General features: G+C 72.4%; 14 protein-coding genes and 1 pseudogene. 12 read left to right on the forward strand and 3 right to left on the reverse strand.

Annotated elements, in window-relative coordinates; all coding sequences use genetic code 11:
• Nucleotides 1-76: 76 nt before the first annotated feature.
• Nucleotides 77-2,215, forward strand: coding sequence for an ATP-binding protein (locus ETD83_RS16355; protein ID WP_171064241.1), 2,139 nt, complete (start codon nucleotides 77-79; stop codon nucleotides 2,213-2,215).
• Here the strand turns inward: ETD83_RS16355 and ETD83_RS16360 are convergent.
• A complete protein-coding gene (locus tag ETD83_RS16360) occupies nucleotides 2,181-2,657 on the reverse strand; it encodes a hypothetical protein (RefSeq protein ID WP_138645990.1) in 477 nt (158 codons plus the stop codon). The two genes, ETD83_RS16355 and ETD83_RS16360, sit on opposite strands and share 35 nt — an antisense overlap.
• Nucleotides 2,654-3,892 carry a UDP-N-acetyl glucosamine 2-epimerase gene (locus ETD83_RS16365; protein ID WP_138645991.1) on the reverse strand — a complete coding sequence of 413 codons (1,239 nt, stop codon included), beginning with the start codon at nucleotides 3,890-3,892 and terminating at the stop codon, nucleotides 2,654-2,656. Before ETD83_RS16365 ends, ETD83_RS16360 begins: the two co-directional genes overlap by 4 nt.
• A 604-nt stretch (nucleotides 3,893-4,496) precedes the next feature.
• On the opposite strand from ETD83_RS16365, the gene ETD83_RS16370 reads away from it, so the two are divergent.
• Entirely contained in the window at nucleotides 4,497-7,670 is a 3,174-nt protein-coding gene (locus tag ETD83_RS16370) for an AfsR/SARP family transcriptional regulator (protein ID WP_138645992.1), read from the forward strand.
• Between the two features lie 175 nt (nucleotides 7,671-7,845).
• Nucleotides 7,846-8,427 carry a TIGR03086 family metal-binding protein gene (locus ETD83_RS16375; RefSeq protein ID WP_171064243.1) on the forward strand — a complete coding sequence of 194 codons (582 nt, stop codon included), beginning with the start codon at nucleotides 7,846-7,848 and terminating at the stop codon, nucleotides 8,425-8,427.
• Between the two features lie 33 nt (nucleotides 8,428-8,460).
• On the opposite strand, the gene ETD83_RS16380 is transcribed toward ETD83_RS16375, so the two are convergent.
• Entirely contained in the window at nucleotides 8,461-9,525 is a 1,065-nt protein-coding gene (locus ETD83_RS16380) for an aldo/keto reductase (protein ID WP_138645994.1), read from the reverse strand.
• 210 nt (nucleotides 9,526-9,735) lie between these two features.
• On the opposite strand from ETD83_RS16380, the gene ETD83_RS16385 reads away from it, so the two are divergent.
• From ETD83_RS16385 to ETD83_RS16420, 9 genes and pseudogenes are all read left to right on the forward strand, one after another.
• On the forward strand, nucleotides 9,736-10,218 hold the full coding sequence (locus ETD83_RS16385; RefSeq protein ID WP_138645995.1) for a DUF6084 family protein: 483 nt from the start codon (nucleotides 9,736-9,738) through the stop codon (nucleotides 10,216-10,218).
• A 74-nt stretch (nucleotides 10,219-10,292) separates the two neighbouring features.
• Nucleotides 10,293-10,424 carry a hypothetical protein gene (locus tag ETD83_RS45350; protein WP_268920462.1) on the forward strand — a complete coding sequence of 44 codons (132 nt, stop codon included), beginning with the start codon at nucleotides 10,293-10,295 and terminating at the stop codon, nucleotides 10,422-10,424.
• A 13-nt stretch (nucleotides 10,425-10,437) separates the two neighbouring features.
• On the forward strand, nucleotides 10,438-10,962 hold the full coding sequence (locus ETD83_RS16390; RefSeq protein ID WP_138645996.1) for a DUF892 family protein: 525 nt from the start codon (nucleotides 10,438-10,440) through the stop codon (nucleotides 10,960-10,962).
• Between the two features lie 149 nt (nucleotides 10,963-11,111).
• The gene (locus ETD83_RS16395; protein ID WP_205717709.1) at nucleotides 11,112-12,683 is read left to right on the forward strand and encodes an alpha/beta hydrolase; all 1,572 of its coding nucleotides are present in this window, start codon (nucleotides 11,112-11,114) and stop codon (nucleotides 12,681-12,683) included.
• A 114-nt stretch (nucleotides 12,684-12,797) separates the two neighbouring features.
• A complete protein-coding gene (locus ETD83_RS16400) occupies nucleotides 12,798-13,820 on the forward strand; it encodes a sulfotransferase family protein (protein ID WP_138645997.1) in 1,023 nt (340 codons plus the stop codon).
• 464 nt (nucleotides 13,821-14,284) lie between these two features.
• Nucleotides 14,285-14,542, forward strand: a complete 258-nt coding sequence (locus ETD83_RS16405; RefSeq protein ID WP_138645998.1) for an acyl carrier protein — start codon at nucleotides 14,285-14,287, stop codon at nucleotides 14,540-14,542.
• A gap of 45 nt (nucleotides 14,543-14,587) precedes the next feature.
• Nucleotides 14,588-15,313 (forward strand): SGNH/GDSL hydrolase family protein, encoded by a 726-nt coding sequence (locus tag ETD83_RS16410; RefSeq protein ID WP_138645999.1) that lies wholly within the window; start codon nucleotides 14,588-14,590, stop codon nucleotides 15,311-15,313.
• A gap of 35 nt (nucleotides 15,314-15,348) precedes the next feature.
• Nucleotides 15,349-16,278: an SGNH/GDSL hydrolase family protein gene (locus tag ETD83_RS16415; protein WP_138646000.1), complete on the forward strand. Its 930-nt coding sequence runs from the start codon at nucleotides 15,349-15,351 to the stop codon at nucleotides 16,276-16,278.
• 33 nt (nucleotides 16,279-16,311) lie between these two features.
• Nucleotides 16,312-16,588, forward strand: a pseudogene (locus ETD83_RS16420) (hypothetical protein); the annotation flags it as partial.

Genomic DNA, 16,588 nt, shown 5'->3' on the forward strand with positions numbered 1-16,588 from the left:
CGCTTGCCGCGCGGTGGCCGCCGGGTTATGTTGACCCGGGTTCTGAGCGTCCTCGCCCCCCGGTGGAGCTGATTCCTTGCCCGAACGCGATGCGGAGGAATGGCGGCCCGAAAAGCCGTCATTGCGTAATGAAGTCGCTGCGGACGTGTCCGGTTCGGTGGTTCAGGCGGGCACCGTCCATGGCGGGATACATCTGCACACGAACACCGGCTATCCGGCCGTGCCCGCCCAGTTGCCGGCGTCGCGCCCTTACTTCACCGACCGTTCCCGGGAACTGGAAATACTCGGGCGGCTGAGCGACGGCGCGAGTGAACAGGCGGCCGTCATCGTGATCAGCGGTGTCGGGGGAGTCGGGAAGACGTCGCTTGCGCTGGCGTGGCTGCATCGCGTCGTCGCTGGATTCGCCGACGGGCAGCTTTTCGCCGACCTTCGCGGTTTCTCCGCCGGGGCGCCCGCCACTCCGGGCGAGTCGCTCGGACGGTTCCTGCGGGCGCTCGGGGTGGCGCCGGAGGCGGTGCCCGCCGATCTCGATGAGCAGGCGGCCCTTTTCCGCACGCTCACGGCGGAACGCAGGTTGATCATTTTGCTGGACAACGCCGCGTCCGCGGCGCAGGTCCGTCCGCTGCTGCCGGGGCGCGGGCCTTCGGTGGTGGCGGTGACGTCCCGGCGGAGGCTGTCGGGGCTGGCGGTCGACGGCGCGTCCTTCCTGCCGCTGGACCCGCTGGACGAGACCGGGGCCGTCGAGCTGCTCGACCGGATGCTCGGCACCGGGCGGACGGCGGCCGAACCGCAGGCCGTCCGGTCGCTGACCGCCCTGTGCGGACGGCTCCCGCTGGCGCTCTGCACGTCCGCGGCCCGGCTGGCGACGCGAGGGCACTGGCGCATCGAGCGGCTCGTCGGGGAACTGGCCGACGAGCGGCGGCGCCTGGCCGTCCTCGGTGAGGAGGATCTGTCCGTGCAGGCCGTCTTCGACGTCACGTACCGGGATCTGCCGCAGTCAGCCGCGCGGCTGTACCGGCTGATGAGCGTCCATCCGAACGGGTGGTTCGGGCTTCCGGCGGCGACGGCGGTCGCCGGCGAAGGCGCGGACGAGACCGCCCGCGATCTCGACGCCCTGGTCGACGTCAATCTGGTCGACGCCGGCGCGGACGGCAGATTCCGCTTCCATGATCTCGCGCATTTGCACGCCAGGTCCGTCGCCGATCAGGTCGAGCCCGAGACGGCGAGGGAGCAGGCGTTCCAGCGGCTCATGGACCACTATCTGGGAATGGCGGCGGCGGCGGACCGCGCCATCATTCCGGATCGCTGGCATCTGGGCCGGAAATTCGATGAGCCGCCCGCCGTCCCCTTTTCCGGGACGGCGGAGGCGATCGGCTGGATCGAAGGCGAACTCCCTCTCCTCCGCGACCTGATCGCCGATGCGCATGAGCGGGGAGCGCATCGCGATACCTGGGAGATGTGCGAAGCGTTGTGGGGCGTCCTGACATTTCGCAAGCATTACGCGGTCTGGGTCGAGACCCATGAGAAAGGTCTCGCGTCGGCCGTCGCGCTCGGCGATCCCGTCGCCCAGGCCCGGATGCTGGAGGCGCTGGCGGTCGCGCAGCTCAACCTGGGCGACTTCGCCGCGGCGGCACGGCTGGGCCGGGAGGCGCTCGCCCTGGAGCGCGACGCCGGGCATGTCGAGGGCGAGGTGGCGGCGCTGGAGTGCCTCGGCGTCGCGCAGATGGCGCAGGGCGACGTGGCCCACGCGATAGAGACCTTCACCCGGGCGCTGGAAGCCAGCCGCGGTGTGCCGGGGGACGCCGCCCGGAGCACGGCGATGATGACCCGGCGGCTCGGGGAGGCGCTCGTCCGCGACGGCCGGTCCGAGGCGGGGGCCGGACGCCTGCGCGAGGCGCTGGTCTTCTTCACCGGGCGCGGCGACGACTACAACCGGGCACGGACGCTCGGCGCCCTCGCGGACGCGTTGATCGCGGACGGCCAGGACGCCGAGGCGGGCGAGGCCCTCGCGGAGGCGGGGGCGGCCGCCGCCCGCGTCGGGGCCCGGCATTCCCTGGCGAACATCCATGTCGCGCAGGCGCGCCTCGCGGCCCGCCACGGCGACCCGGCCGCGGAACGCGGCCACCTTGAGCAGGCGGCCGCGGTCTTCGAGGAGCTCGGCTCCTATCAGGCGCGGGCGATCAGGGAGCGGCTGGCGGAGCTCGGCGGACCGTGATCCGCATGGACGCGAGCGCGCCCGCGCGGTGTCCGGTGACGAGCCACGCGTGGACGAACGACGCGAACCAGGCGGCGTCCGCAGCCTCCGTGGTGAAGGCCGCGTCCGGCTCGTCCCTGACGGTGATGGTGCAGCGTCCAGCCGGTTGCATGGTGCAGACCACCAGCCCTGAGAAGCACTCGGGCGGACGGCGGCCGTTGTGCAGCAGCACGTCGGCCACCGATGCCCAGCCGGCGTCTTCGCCGTCCAGACAGATCGCCAGGTGTTCGTCCAGGAGAGGGTCGGACGTGGGCGGTTCGTCGGCGACGGAGAAGCGGGTCAGCGTCAAGCCCAGGCTGTCGTGCGGCCCCTGTGCTGTGACGTGAGCGTCGCCGCCGTCCGGGACGGGCGATCGCGTGAGGCGCGCCTGCACGAGACGCGCGTGCACGGGGAGCGCGCTCATGACAGGCCGCTCCGCTCGCGGTGGCAGGTGATCAGCTCCGGCGGCGGAACCGGCTCGGCCGCCGGCGGTTCCGCCGGCTCCTCGATGCCCATCAGCGAGTACATCTCGCGCCGCAGCAGGACGGCCGCCCGTCCCGGCTCCGAGGTCAGCCGGTCGCACAGCGGCACCCGGGAGCACGGGTTCGCGATGGCGTCCTGGACCTGGCCGAGGAGCGGCCGGTGCGGGTCCAGGTGCGGTGCGCACCGTCCCAGCAGGTCGCTCAGCGAACCCGGCACCACCTCGTCGGCCGGGAACGCGCCGAGCAGCACCGGAACGCCCGCCGCCGCGCCGTAGGCGGTCACCGACCCGTGGTCGCCGATCACCAGGTCGGCCGCCGCCAGTGCCGCGCGCCAGCCCTCGTGGAAGGGCAGCAGCCCGACGCCGAGCCGCAGGCAGTCGTCGTACCAGGCGGTGAGCTGGCGAAACCCGTGCCAGCTCCACACGACGGGATGGACGGCCATCACGATGCGGTACTCCTCGGACGGCAGGTCGAGCGCGAGCTGCCGGACCAGGTCGCGGTGCCGGCCGAGCAGCGCCCGCGACCCCCAGGTGGAGGAGACGACGACGAGGCGCCGTCCGTCCGCGACCCCGAGCGCGGCGCGGTGGCGGTCGCGGAACGGGAGGCTGGCGAGGAGCCGGTCGTAGGCCGGGTCGCCGACGATCCGCGCCACGGGCAGCGCCTCGGGACAGATCCGCTCCAGCGCGTCCCGGTGGTCGCGATGCGCGAACGCCAGGACGGACGGGATGACCCGGCCGCCCGCGACGATCGCCTCCCGGCGCAGGCCCGCGATCGGCGGCGCCGCGGGCGGGCCCGCACCGTCCCACCGGCGCGCCAGCTTGGCCGGGCCCGCACCGTGCTGAAGCACGAGGACCGGCGCGTGGATCCGCTCCAGGGCCCCGTCGCCCGCCGCGACCGCCAGGTCGAACTGCGTCTGCGACGCCTGCTCGAAGGGAACGACCACCGCGCCGGACGCGGCCAGGTGGTGGGCCGTCCCCGCGGTGAGCGCCGACGTCGGCGCCACCGTGTAGACCGTCTGGATCCGCCGGTCGCGCTCGACCAGCGGTGCGACGTCGGCGAGCCTGGTCGCCGACGTCAGATGGTGGACGACCATGAGGACCGTCCGAAGCCCCGAGAGCGTCGCACCCTTTCCGTTGTCCAGGCCGAACGGTCCTACAGACCATCCGTCGACTGACATTGCGTCCCCCTTGCCCCGATTGATGCGGCGACCTGGATGACCGCCTCGGAGCCACGATGCGCGTCCCTTCTGGACGGGACTCTTGCAGGGGACTGCACGGATGATTGCAACCCAGGTGGGAGCGGGACTACTGAGCACCACAGAAGGACCGGGGTGGAACTCTCACGAGATCCCCCCGGTCCTTTGCTACCAAATGAAGATGGGGACCATTCGGTGCTCCGTTTCTATATCCAGCTTTCGCGTGTGCTTCTGCACTTGCAGAAAGTCGTTGTCGACCAGCGCCCGAGGCTTCATTGGGAGCCGGGCTTGCCCAAGCGTAGCCGATTCCGGTGTGACATGTGAGTCATAGGAGGTTGCTGCCGCTTGTCTATGATCGACCGGACCGCCCGTTTAGGTCACTTCGGCCCGATTGTATCGGGCATAACGGTCAACGAGGTCCGAGAATGACCTTTTCGGGCGTCGTCCACGATTGCCGGTAAGTCGAACATTTGTTCCCTAGATGCAATGTGGATTAATACCACTAGAGCTAATCAATGCGCCAGTGGGGGTAGTAACTGGACATTTCGTGTGAGACCTTCCGTATTGGGGTCATTCGGAGGGAACGATGGAGGAGGTCGCGCTCCTCGGTCCGGTCGAGTTGCGGGTGGAGGGCCGGCGGCTCGACGCCGGTTCGCCGAAGGAGAGCTGCGTGCTCGCCGTCCTGGCGGTGGAATGCGGTCACACCGTCTCCCCGGACACCCTGGCCGCCAGGATCTGGGGCCCGGACCCGCCCGCGCGGGCGAGGGGGAACCTGGCGAGCTACCTGTCGCGGCTGCGACGCAGGCTCAGGGACGCGGACGCGGACAACGCGCCGCTGGGGCACGGTCCAGGCGGCTACGTCCTGACCCTCGACCCCGAGGCGGTCGATCTCCACCGGTTCCGGCGGCTGCGCCGCCAGGCGCGCGCCATCGCCGACAGCGGGGGCGACGAGCACGCCCGCTCCCTGCTCATCGAGGCGGAGGCGCTCTGGCGCGGCGACGAGCCGCTCGCCGGGCTTCCCGGCGAATGGGCGCGCGGCCTGCGCACGAGCCTGCGCGAGGAGCTCCACGCCGTCCGGCTGGAGCGGATCGAGGCGGAGCTGCGGCTCGGTCTCCATGACGTCGTCGTCGGCGACCTGTCCCGGCTCACCGCCGCGAATCCGTTCGACGAGCGGGCGGCGGCGCTGCTCATGACCGCGCTGTACCGGTGCGACCGGCACGCGGACGCGCTCGCCGTCTACCGGCGGGTGCACCGGCTGCTCGCGGACGAGACGGGCACGGAACCGGGGGAGCGGCTCAGCGACCTGCACGAGCGGATACTCCGGCGCGACCTCGACCTGGCCGCGATTCCGCGGTACCGCCGCGCGGCCCCGCAGCCCACCGGCGCGCCGCCCGGCCCGGCGGCCACGGCGGACCCCGACGCGGGCCCGCAGCCCACCGCGCTGTTCCCGGACGATCCGATGCCGCCCGTCGCCGCCGACTTCACCGGACGGGACGCGGAACTCGGCGTCCTCACCCGTCCGGCGACCGAGGCCGGGGAGGCCCCCGCGCGGATCTCGGTCATCACCGGCCTGGCGGGCGTCGGGAAGAGCGCGCTCGCCATGCGCGCGGCGCGCGTGCTCGCGCACCGGTATCCGGACGCCCGGCTCTACCTGCACCTGCGCGGGCACGACCCGGAGCGGCCGCCGATGTCGCCGCACGCCGCGCTCGCCGAACTGCTCCGGCAGGTCGGCGTCCCGTCCAAGCGGATCCCGGCCGAACTCCAGGCCCGGGTCGCGCTGTGGCGGCGGGAGCTGGGCGGGCGGCGCGCGATCGTCGTGCTGGACGACGCCACCGGCGTGGACCAGATCCGCGCGATCGTCGCCGCCGGGCCGGCCCGGTTCCTCATCACCAGCAGGCGGCGGCTGGCCGGGCTTCCCGGTGCGAGCTACCTGCCCCTCGACGTTCTTGGCATGGAGGAGGCGCGTGCGCTCGTCCGCGCCATCGCGGGCGACCGCCTCACCGCCGAGCAGGTCGACGACATCGTCCGCCGGTGCAGCCGGTTGCCGGTGGCGCTGCGCGTCGCCGCGGGGCGCGCCGTGACGAGCCCGCAGGACGACCCTCTCGACGGACCGGCGCTCCCCGAAGAGGACGAGGGCCTGGCCGAGGCGGCGTTCGAGCTCTCCTACCGCGCGCTCACCGACGACCAGCGAACGGTCTTCCGGCGGCTGGGCCTGAGCCCGTGCCCGGAGACCGGGGCGCGGGCGGCCGCGATCCTGAGCGGATGCCCGCCCGGCGTCGCGGACGACGCCGTCGAGACCCTGCTCGATCACCATCTCGTGGACGAGCCCCGGCCGGGACGGCTGCGCATGCACGATCTCGTCCGCGCGTTCGCCCGGTCCCGCGCGTTCGCCGAGGACTCCAACGGGGACCGGAGGCGCGCCCTCGGACGCCTGCTGAACCATTACCTCGGACGCGTCCATCGTGCGGATCGCGTCCTGCATCCGCACCGGCGCAGGCTTCCCGTCCCGGACGGGACGGCGGACGACGACCCTTCACCGGCCATTGGCGAGGCGCAGGCATGGATGAACGAGGAATGGCGCAACGGCCTCGCGCTCGCCCACCACGCCATAGCACGAGAAAGGAAGCAGGACGGTGTGCTGCTGGTGCACCTCTTTTCCCGTTACCTGGAAGTGCACGGACACCATGAATGCGCCGCCGAGGCGCAAGAAGAAGCCCTCCAGGCGGCGCGTGAACTCGGGGACGCGGCGTTCACCGCGCAGACGCTGCACGAATTGAGCGTCACCAGGGCACGCACCGGACGTTTCACCGAAGCGCTCGAAGCGGCCGAACAGGCGCTCGCCCTGAACCGGACCGCGGACGACCGGCCCGCCACCGCCGAGGTCCTCGACCGGATGGGCATCTACCTGCTGGCGACCGGCCGTTACCGCGAGGCGCTCGCGCATTGCCAGGAATCCCAGGGAATCTACCGGTGGCTCGGCGACCGGCACGGTGAGGCGGAAGCGCTCGACCACGCGGGAATGGCCCTGTGGTATCTCGGCCGCTATGAGGAGGCCATGGTCCACATGCGGAGTTCGCTCGACGGGTACCGGCGCACCGGCGACGATCGCGGTGAGGCGGCGGCGCTGAACAATCTCGGCGAAGTGCAGCGGCAGCGCGGCTACCATCGCGACGCCGTCCAGCATTACCTGGAGGCGGCCCGGGTGTTCGGCCGGATCGACGAGGGCCGCAACAACGCCATTCTCAAAAGCAACATCGGGAACGTCCACCTGTACAAGGGCGAATACCAGGAGGCGCTGCGCTGCCATCGTGAGGCGATCGCCGTGTTCCGCGCGACGGGGGAGCGGCGGAACATCGCCGACACTCTCAACAGCCTCGGCGTGACGTATCTGCTCATGGACCGTCCGACGGAGGCGCTCGTCCACCATCAGGACGCGGAACGGCTGGCGCGCGAGGTCGGAGATCCGCATCAGCGTGTGCGGGCTCTGCAGGGCGCCGGGGACGCGCACCGCGCCTCCGGACGCTGCTCCGCCGCACTCGACCATTACAAGCAGGCGCTGGCCATCGCGCGCGACATCAGCGACCCGTACGGGGAGGGAAAGGCGCACGAGGGGATCGCCGGCGCGACCCTGCAGCTCCGCGGCGCCGACGCCGCCCGGATCCACTGGCGCCAGGCCCTCGACCTGTTCGAGATGCTCGACGTCCCCGAGGCGCGGTCGATCGCGATCCGGCTGCAGATGGTGGACGGCGTCGCCTCCTGAACGCCGCCTCCCGAACCGAGCGGACCGCCCGACGCGAACGTAGGGATTTGGGTCCCTAATGTGGCGTTTCGCTCTTCCCGTACTGAAGATCTCGCGTGATCCGCGCCGTCCGATGACTTTCCGTCGTGCGGATGGTCCACAGAACAGTAGGGCCGGCACCACGATTGGAGCGCGGATGCACGAGCGGACGAATGCGCCACGGCTCGTCCCCCAGGAGGGCGGGCTGATGGAGCGCGCGATCGGCTTCGCGCTGACCTCGGTCCAGGCGGTCACGCCGGGCATGATGTCCCGCCGCACGCCGTGCGCGTCGTGGGACCTGGAGATGCTGCTGCTGCACCTCCGCGACTCCCTCGCGGCGCTGGACGACGGCATCCGCCATGGGCGCGTCGACATGCTGCCGGAGCCGCCCGCGCCGGACGAGGACCCGGTGTCGGCGGTGCGGGTGCGGGCCGTGCGGCTGCTGCGCGCGTCCGTCTCGCCGAGACGGGTGGAGGTCGGTGACCGCCACCTGGGCGGGGACCTGATGACCGCGGCCGGGGCGATCGAGGTGGCCGTCCACGGCTGGGACATCGCGCAGGCGTCGGGCCGGGGGACGCCCATCCCGGCGGCGCTGGCGGACGAGCTGCTGACGGTCTGCCCGCTGGTGGTCCCCGAGCCCGCGCGCCGGCCGCTGTTCGCCGACCCGGTCGAGCCCGCCCCGGACGCCGCCGCCGGTGACCGCCTGGTCGCCTTCCTCGGCCGCAGCCCCCTCCCCTGAGCCCGCGGGCAGAGGAGGAGGCGGCTCGTTCGCTCAGGCCGTGGCGGAGAGCCGGTCCACAACGGAACGGCGACGGTTCTCGGGAGACAGCGCGGGGTTGCCGCTTCCGTGCTCGATGCCCGCGATGTCGGTGCCCGGCGGGACGACCTCGTCGATCGCGTCCAGGGCGGCGCTGTCCAGGCGCACGTCGGCGGCGGCGAGCAGGTCGTCCAGCTGCTCCATCGTCTTCGGGCCGATGATGGTCGAGGTGACGGCGGGATGCTCGGCGACGAAGCCGAGCGCGAGGTGCGTCAGCGAGAGCCCGGCGTTCTCGGCGATCTTCGTGAGGCGTTCGACGGCGTCGTAGCGGACGGGGGAGTTCGGCTCCACGTCCACGGCGCGCCGCTCCCACGCCGGGTGCGACGTCCCGGAGAACCGGGATCCGGCCGGGGCCTGCTCGCCGCGCCGGTACTTGCCGGTCAGCCAGCCGCCGGCCAGCGGGCTCCACGGGATGACGCCCATGCCGTGCCGCCGCGCCGCGGGCAGCGTGAACTCCTCGATCGACCGCGCGAAGATCGAGTACTGGGGCTGCTCGCAGACGAACCGCGCCGTGCCGCGGCGCTGCGCCGCCCACTGCGCCTCGACGATCTGGTCTGCGGGGTAGGACGACGTGCCGAGGTACAGGACCTTGCCCTGGCGGACGAGGTCGGTGAGGGCGTCGAGCGTCTCCTCCAGATCGGTGTCCCATGCGCGCCGGTGCATCTGGTACAGGTCGATGTGGTCGGTGCCGAGGCGGCGGAGGCTGTCCTCGACGGCCTGGACGATCCACCGCCGCGACCCGCCGCGCCTGTTGCGCTCCTCGCCCATCGGGAACCAGAACTTGGTCGCGAGGACGACCTCGTCCCGGTGGCCCTTGATGGCGCGTCCGACGAATTGCTCGCTCTCCCCGGCGGAGTACATGTCGGCGGTGTCGATGAAGTTGATCCCGGCGTCCAGGGCGCGGTGGACCATGCGCTCGCACTCGTCGTGGTCGGGGTTGCCGACGTCGCCGAACATCATCGCGCCGAGGCACTGGGTGCTGACCTCGACGCCGGTCCGGCCGAGCTTGCGGTACTGCATGCGGATGACTCCCTCGGATAGCGATCGCCCTCGAACGGCGATCGCGCTCGAACCTAGGAGCTGGAGTGCGCTCAAGGTCAAGCAACACTTCTGCGAAGTTCCGGCAGGCGTCCGGCATGGCACCGGAAAATCTCCCTAATCCCCGCACCCGGGGATCGCGGGCGGGGTTTCGGGCCCTGCCCGCCGGGCAGCACCAGGCAGGTGATGATCATGAACGCCAGGCCCGAGCTCGGCCTGGAGGTGCTCGGCGTCGAGGCCGGGACGGCCGCTGCGGCACCCGTCCTGAGCCTGCGCGTCGGGCTCCGGCGGTTGGACGGCGGGCCCGTGCAGTGCGTGCTCCTCACCACGACCGTGACCATCGCGCCCGCCGGCCTGTCGTGGGCGCGCGGCGGCGCCACCGTGCCCACGTTCCACGGCGGGACGGAGCTGACGCTCACGCTGCCGTGCCGGAACGGCGTGCGGGCCGCGGCCGAGCGCCACCTGCGCGCCCTGGGCGACAGCGGCGTCCCGCTCGGCCTGGCCTTCGACGGGACGGTCTTCTACCCCGGTGAGAACGGCGCGCCGCGCACCGGCCAGGCCCCCTGGCGCCACGAGACGACCGCGCTGCTGCCGGTCGAGACGTGGCGGGTCCTCACGGCCGTCCCCGGGCCGGGCAGGCACGAGGCGCTCCGCGAGGAGGAGCCGACCGCATGAACGTGGCCGGGCGGGACCGTCCGGCCGCCCGCAAGGAGAACGTGCACACGCATCGACAGGGGAAGGGAGTGAGAATGAGAAAGGGAATCCGCATCGGCCCGGGCGTGCTGCGCCTGATGATCGCGCTGTTCGCGCTCGCCGTGATCGCCGTGATCGTCAAGGAGCTGCCGGCACCGCGCCGCCGGCGCCCGGGGAAGTCCGGCTGACGGGGCTTCGCGCATGACGACGATCGACAGGCAGCTGGCCGGCTATCTCAAGGACGCGCACGCCCTGCAGCAGCACGTGCAGGCCGCCCTCAGCGAGATGCTGACCACCGCGGCGAACGAGCCGGAGATGTGCAGGCCGCTCGGCCGCTACGCCGAGCGGTCCCGTGCGCACACGCGGGCGATCGAGGCCCGGCTGAAGGCGCACGGGTCCGCGCCGTCCATCGTGCGGGACGCGGGGATGCTGTTCGCGGCGGTGGTCGAGGGCGGGCTCGGCCGCAGCCGCCGCGACCCCGCGGGCAAGCACATGCGGGACGCCTACGTCGCCGCCCACCTGCAGATCGCCGCGGGGGAGATGCTGCGGCGCGTCGCCGAGCGCGCCGGTGACCGGGAGACGGCGCAGGTCGCGGCGGCGATGTGCGACGACGCGTACGCGATGTCGCGGGAGCTGTCCGACCGGTGGGACCTGGCGGTGGACATGTCGCTCAGGCAGCACGGCGTCAAGGACGTCCCGCCCCCGCCGCCCGGCCCCGGCGCCTGACGCCCCGTCTCGCCTCGTCCCCTCTCGGTTAGCGGGGGCGGCAGGTGTGGGCGTCCAGCCGGGTCCTCGCCTCCGTGGGGCTGCCCCCACCCCGGGTCACCGGCCAGCCGTAATGATCTTCGACCCGCGGAGGCGATGGGATCGGACCCATGACCCTCCCACGTACCGCGATGGCCGCCGCCGCGATCGCCACCGCCGGTCTCGTCGGCTGGACGGGGACCGCCTCGGCCGCGGCATCGCCGACCCGTCCGTCCTCCTCCTCAGGTCTGGCGCGCTACCTCGGCCAGGAGCTCCGGTGGGGCGCGTGCCCGGCGGACGCCACTGAGCTGATCAAGGCGGGCGCCCAGTGCGCGCAGGTGACGGCTCCGCTCGACTACGCGGCGCCCGGCGGCCCGTCCATCACGCTCGCGATCTCCCGGATCAAGGCCAAGGACCGCGCGCACCGCAGCGGCGTCCTGCTCACCAACCCGGGCGGGCCCGGCGGTCCGGGGCTGGACTACACGGCCCACCTCAGATCCGCGTTGAAGGACGCCGCGGACCGCTACGACCTCATCGGCTTCGACCCCCGGTTCGTCGGCCGCAGCACTCCCATCTACTGCGGGATCTCCCCGAAGGCGCAGCCGGCGCACTCCCGTCGCGAGGCGTTCGAGGCGTCGGTCCGGAACGCGCGCGACACCGCGCGGCGCTGCCACGAGCACGGGAACAACGCCGTACTGCTGCCCCATGCGTCCAGCCGCAACGTCGCCCGCGACATGGACCTGATCCGCGCCGTCCTGGGCGAGCGCACGCTGTCCTACTACGGCATCTCCTACGGCGCCGACCTGGGCGCCGTGTACGCCCAGATGTTCCCCCGGCACGCCGGCCGCATCGTGATCGACAGCGTCACCGACCCGGCGCTGACGCAGTACGAGAACTTCCAGGCCGCAGGCGCCGCCCAGGAGCGGGGCCTGGACGAATGGGCCGCCTGGACGGCCCGCCGCTCCGGCGCCTACCGCCTCGGACGCACCCCCGGCGAGGTCAGGGCGACCGTCGAGAGCCTGTCCTCCCGCGTGGACAGCGGCCCGCTCCGCATCGGCGGCTCCACGGTGGACGCGAGCGCCCTCGGCCTCATCCTGCGCCAGTTCGTCGGCACCGAGGAGTACAACGACGTCATGGCGAGGGCCGTCCGCAACCTGGCCGACGCCGCCGCCGGACGGCCCGTCGAGCCGATCCCCGAGCTCCGCATGTGGCTGGAGGTGTTCAACACCCCGAGCCCCGAGCTCGACAACCAGTTCAACAGCGGCAACGCGTTCTTCTGCGGCGACGGCGCCTGGCCTGCCGGGGGCTGGCCGTCCGACCCCGAGCGGTACTGGCGGAACATCGAGCGCGCACGCCGCACCCAGCCGGTCTTCGCGGCGACGGCCAACGCCATCTTCCCGTGCCCGTTCTGGAGGACCGAGCCGCGTGAACCCGGAGTGGAGCTCCGCAACCGGGTCCCCTTGCTGCTCCTCCAGGCGAAGGGCGACAACAACGTCCCGTACGCGGGCGCCGTCGCCATGCACCGCAGGCTCAAGGGCTCGCGGCTGATCTCGGCGGACATCCGCTCCCACGGCGTCTACGGGCGCGGCGCCGACGGACTGACGCCCGTCCCGTGCGCGGACCGTGTCGTCAACGCCTACCTGCGCACCGGCGTCCTCCCCGCGACCGACGTGAGCTGCGCACACCCGGACGGGACACGCTGACCACGCGCACGCCGCGGGCGCTTTGCGCGATCTGTGCGGTTCCGGAGGAACTTTCAGGTTGCGTTGATTTGGCCTTGGGCTTCGGCCCAGCGGGCGCGGGTACCTACGCAGCCCATGAATCCGCAGCTCAGCCGCCCTGTCTTCGTGCTCGGCTGTCCCAGATCGGGGACGACCCTGCTCCAGCAGATGCTGCACTCGCACCGGCGCATCGCGTTCCCGTCCGAGACGAGGTTCGTGCACACCGCGTACGAGGCCCGGCACCGGTTCGGCGATCTGGAGCGCGTGGCGAACCGGCGGGCGCTGGCCGAGTGGATCACCCGCGGCGGGAACACGAAGTTCAGGGTCCTGGAGCTGGACGCCGACGAGGTGATCGAGGAGATCGTGCACGGCCCCCCGACGCTCGGGTCCGCGCTCGCGATCGTCTTCCGCGCCTACGCGCGGCGGCACGGCAAGCCGCGCTGGGGCGACAAGCGCCCGAGCTACTTCCGCCGGGTGCCGATGCTCCGGCGGATGTTCCCGGACGCGCAGTTCGTCCATCTCGTCCGGGACGGCCGGGACGCGGTGAGCTCGCTGATGCGGATGCCGTGGTTCGAGGGTGACATCCACGCGGCGGCGCTGACCTGGCGGGAGGCGGTCGACACGGGCAAGCGGCTCGGTCCCCGCCTCGGGGCCGGCACCTTCCACGAGCTCCGGTACGAGGATCTCGTCACCGATCCGCGGCTCGCGCTGGTGCGGCTGTGCGCCTTCCTGGGCGAGGAGTACGACCCCGAGATGACCAGGGCGTACCGGCACGCCCGGCGGACGGTGCCGGCCGCGCGCGCGTGGCATCTCGGCACGCACGAGGCGCCCAACACCCGCAGCGTCGGGGCGTGGCGGGACCGCCTGCAGGGCTGGGAGGCGGACCTGGTCGAGCACGTCCTCGCGTCCCGCCTGCTCGACCACGGCTACGCGCTCTCCGGCGCGGCGCGTCCCGGCGCGGCGGGGCTCGCCAGGTTCCACCGGATCGCGGCGCACCGCTGGCGGTCGCGGCACGCGCACGCGGTCCTGGACCGGTTCGCGCAGGCCCGCGAGCCGAACCCGGTCGTCTCCCGGGTGCGGGGCCCGGTACCGGTGGCCGGCCGCCTGGACGGGAGCTGACCCTGCCGCAAGGTGTCCCTTCCCTCGGGGCAAGAGAGCCGGACCGTGTTGGACGGCCAGTGCAGTTGTCCGAAATTCTCATGGAACGTGCCGTCTGGCGGCGCGCCGGCGCGGGGCGGCGGACGCGGCGGGCGGCCGTTCGCGGCGGGTCCGCTGGGAAACGGCGCAGGTCGCGTGCCGTGATGCGGCCCGCGAGAAGGAACGGATCGATGGGGCGCGGGGGGACAGGGGGTTTCCGATCATGGTTCCGGCGGGTCATTTAAGGGCACCGGTTACCAATCGGTAGCTCTGTGCCGATTTACGTCGCCACTGACATAATTTACGGAACGGAGACATGGTTGTGTCCGATCGTTCACATCCGGATCTGAGACACATCATCCATTTGCCTGTATCTTGCGTGTTGCTCGTCTTCCGATAGCTATCGCGAATGCTTCGAAGATCCTTTGATATAAGGGAGGAGTGCGGTGACCGGATCGGAAACAATTTCCCACGACGAGCTGCAATCGTGGCTTCTTGACAGGATCGCCTTCTACCTCGACAAGCCGGCGGAAAACATCGACCCGACGGTGGAACTGGCGCGCTATGGCGTGGACTCGGTGTACGCCATCAGCATCATCAGCGACATCGAGGACCACCTCCAGGTCGAGGTCGACGTGGCCGAGGCCCGGCGCCGGGAGACGGTGACGGCTCTCACCGACTACCTGCTCGAACTCGTCGCGTGATGGGCGGCGCGTGATGGGCGCCCGCGCGCCGGGCGGCGGCGCGTGATGGGCGGCGGCGCCCTGGACGGCGGCGTCTCCGGGGTCGGCGTCCCCGAGGCCCGCGTTCCCCAGGCCCGCGTTCCCCAGGTCGGCGTGCCGGAGACCGGCGCCCCCGGCGCCGGTGCGGTCGCGCCCGCCATGGTGGTGCTCGGCGACAGCGTGGCCGAGGGCCAGGACGATCCCGACCCCGCCGGCGGATGGCTCGGCTGGGCCGGGCGGCTGGCCCGCCACCTGGGCATTCCCCGCCAGGAGATGCTCAACGCCTCCGACCCGGGCGCGACGATCGAGGACGTGGTCCGCGACCAGCTTCCCGCCGTCCGGGAACTGCGGCCCGGCCTGGTCGTGCTCGGCTGCGGCATGAACGACGCGCTCCGCGGGTTCGAGCGCGCGGCCGCCGCCGCCCGGCTGGACGAGGTGTTCGGCTGGGCCGCCGGCCGCGGCGCGGTCGCCCTCGCGATCCCGGTGCCGCGCCCGCCGCTGCTCGACCTGGCCCCGATGTCGCAGTTCCGCAAGAAACGCACCGTCCAGCGGATTCACGACTTCAACGAGGAGCTCGGCCGCGCTGCACGCGAGTTCGGAATGTCTTTTCCGGCGCGGGAATCGGTGGCGAAAGTCGCCGACCCCGCGATGTGGAGCGCCGATGGAATCCACCTCAACCCGAGAGGGCACGCTTATGTCGCGGAGGTGATCGCGGACATCGCACGGAGCCTGCTCGGCGAGCGGGCGATCTGAGCCTCGGGGGACAATTTTCTAAGTCTGGGATAGAGATGAAGAAACCATTCTCCTTCTTGAACGGACGCTGGCGGGCCCGCGTCCCCCAGTCGTTGATGCTCATCCCGCTCGCGCCGGTCCTGGTCGTCCAGGCATGGCGGACGGTGCGCCGCACGCCCCGGCTGGACCCCGCGTCCGGCGACGAGCACGGCTTCGTCCCCGGGGCGAACCCCGGATCCGGCCCCGCCTTCCGGGTCGTGGTGATCGGCGAGTCCACGGCCGCGGGGGTGGGCGCGTCGCAGCACGCGCAGGCGCTGCCGGGCTTCCTCGCGGAGGCGCTGAAGGAGCGCCTCCGGCGGAGCGTGGCCTGGTCGGTCACCGGCGAGAACGGCGCCACGGCCCGCCGGGTCACGACCGGCCTCGTCCCGGCCGCGGGCGGCCCACCGGCCCTCGACCTGGTCGTGGTCACCGTGGGCATCAACGACCTGATCCGGCGGCGGCCGCTGCGCCGCTGGACGGCCGACCTGGCCGACCTCATCGCCGTCCTGCGCGGCAGGTACGCGGACGCGACCCTGGTCGTCGCGGGGATGCCGCCCGTGCACCGGTTCCCCGCCATCCCGCAGCCGCTGCGCCTCGTCCTCGGCGCGCGGGCCCGGTCCATGGACCGGATCATGCGGGACGTGGCCGTGGCGGGCGGCGCGGTCCACGCCCCCATGGACGAGGGGATGGCGCGCGACCGCCGGCTGTTCGCCTCGGACGGCTTCCATCCCTCGCCCGCCGGCTACCGCGCCTGGGCCGAGGACCTCGCCCGGGCCGCCGCCCCCACCGCACACCCGTTCGCCGCCCTGCCGTCCGGCTCCCCGTCCGGCTCCCCGTCCGGCACCCGGTCCGGCTCCCCGTCCAGCTCGCAGCCCTCCGATCATGCGTCCGATTCCGCGGACAGCGCGCCCCCCGCCGACACCGTTCCGCCTCAGACGATGAACTGACCCGTCCGACGGCGGGTGAAGGGAGCAGCTCAGGTGACGGCACGCGGAACGTTCCGGAACGCGGTGGAGGCCAAGGACCTCGCCGCGATCACCAGTGCGCTCGACCCTGGCATCGAGTTCCACAGTCCGGTGATGGTGAAGCCCTACCTCGGCCGCGACTCGGTCACCGCGTTGCTCGGCGTCCTGCTGGAGGTCTTCGAGGACTTCCGGTACACCGACGAGCTGGTCGGCACCGGACCGTCCTCCAGCCCCCACCCACCGCCGTTCAACGGACGAACTCCGCTCGGCGGCCCTGTCGGCGACGTCGCGG

Origin of the sequence: Actinomadura soli, assembly GCF_005889715.1 — a bacterium.
GTDB classification, from domain to species: domain Bacteria; phylum Actinomycetota; class Actinomycetes; order Streptosporangiales; family Streptosporangiaceae; genus Spirillospora; species Spirillospora soli.

Excerpts from the sequence above, each read along its gene's own strand:
- ETD83_RS16360 (WP_138645990.1), bottom strand. The coding sequence starts at position 2,657 with ATGAGCGCGCTCCCCGTGCACGCGCGTCTCGTGCAGGCGCGCCTCACG.
- ETD83_RS16365 (WP_138645991.1), bottom strand. The coding sequence starts at position 3,892 with ATGTCAGTCGACGGATGGTCTGTAGGACCGTTCGGCCTGGACAACGGA.
- ETD83_RS16370 (WP_138645992.1), top strand. The coding sequence starts at position 4,497 with ATGGAGGAGGTCGCGCTCCTCGGTCCGGTCGAGTTGCGGGTGGAGGGC.
- ETD83_RS16375 (WP_171064243.1), top strand. The coding sequence starts at position 7,846 with ATGCACGAGCGGACGAATGCGCCACGGCTCGTCCCCCAGGAGGGCGGG.
- ETD83_RS16380 (WP_138645994.1), bottom strand. The coding sequence starts at position 9,525 with ATGCAGTACCGCAAGCTCGGCCGGACCGGCGTCGAGGTCAGCACCCAG.
- ETD83_RS16385 (WP_138645995.1), top strand. The coding sequence starts at position 9,736 with ATGAACGCCAGGCCCGAGCTCGGCCTGGAGGTGCTCGGCGTCGAGGCC.
- ETD83_RS45350 (WP_268920462.1), top strand. The coding sequence starts at position 10,293 with ATGAGAAAGGGAATCCGCATCGGCCCGGGCGTGCTGCGCCTGATGATC.
- ETD83_RS16390 (WP_138645996.1), top strand. The coding sequence starts at position 10,438 with ATGACGACGATCGACAGGCAGCTGGCCGGCTATCTCAAGGACGCGCAC.
- ETD83_RS16395 (WP_205717709.1), top strand. The coding sequence starts at position 11,112 with ATGACCCTCCCACGTACCGCGATGGCCGCCGCCGCGATCGCCACCGCC.
- ETD83_RS16400 (WP_138645997.1), top strand. The coding sequence starts at position 12,798 with ATGAATCCGCAGCTCAGCCGCCCTGTCTTCGTGCTCGGCTGTCCCAGA.
- ETD83_RS16410 (WP_138645999.1), top strand. The coding sequence starts at position 14,588 with ATGGGCGGCGGCGCCCTGGACGGCGGCGTCTCCGGGGTCGGCGTCCCC.
- ETD83_RS16415 (WP_138646000.1), top strand. The coding sequence starts at position 15,349 with ATGAAGAAACCATTCTCCTTCTTGAACGGACGCTGGCGGGCCCGCGTC.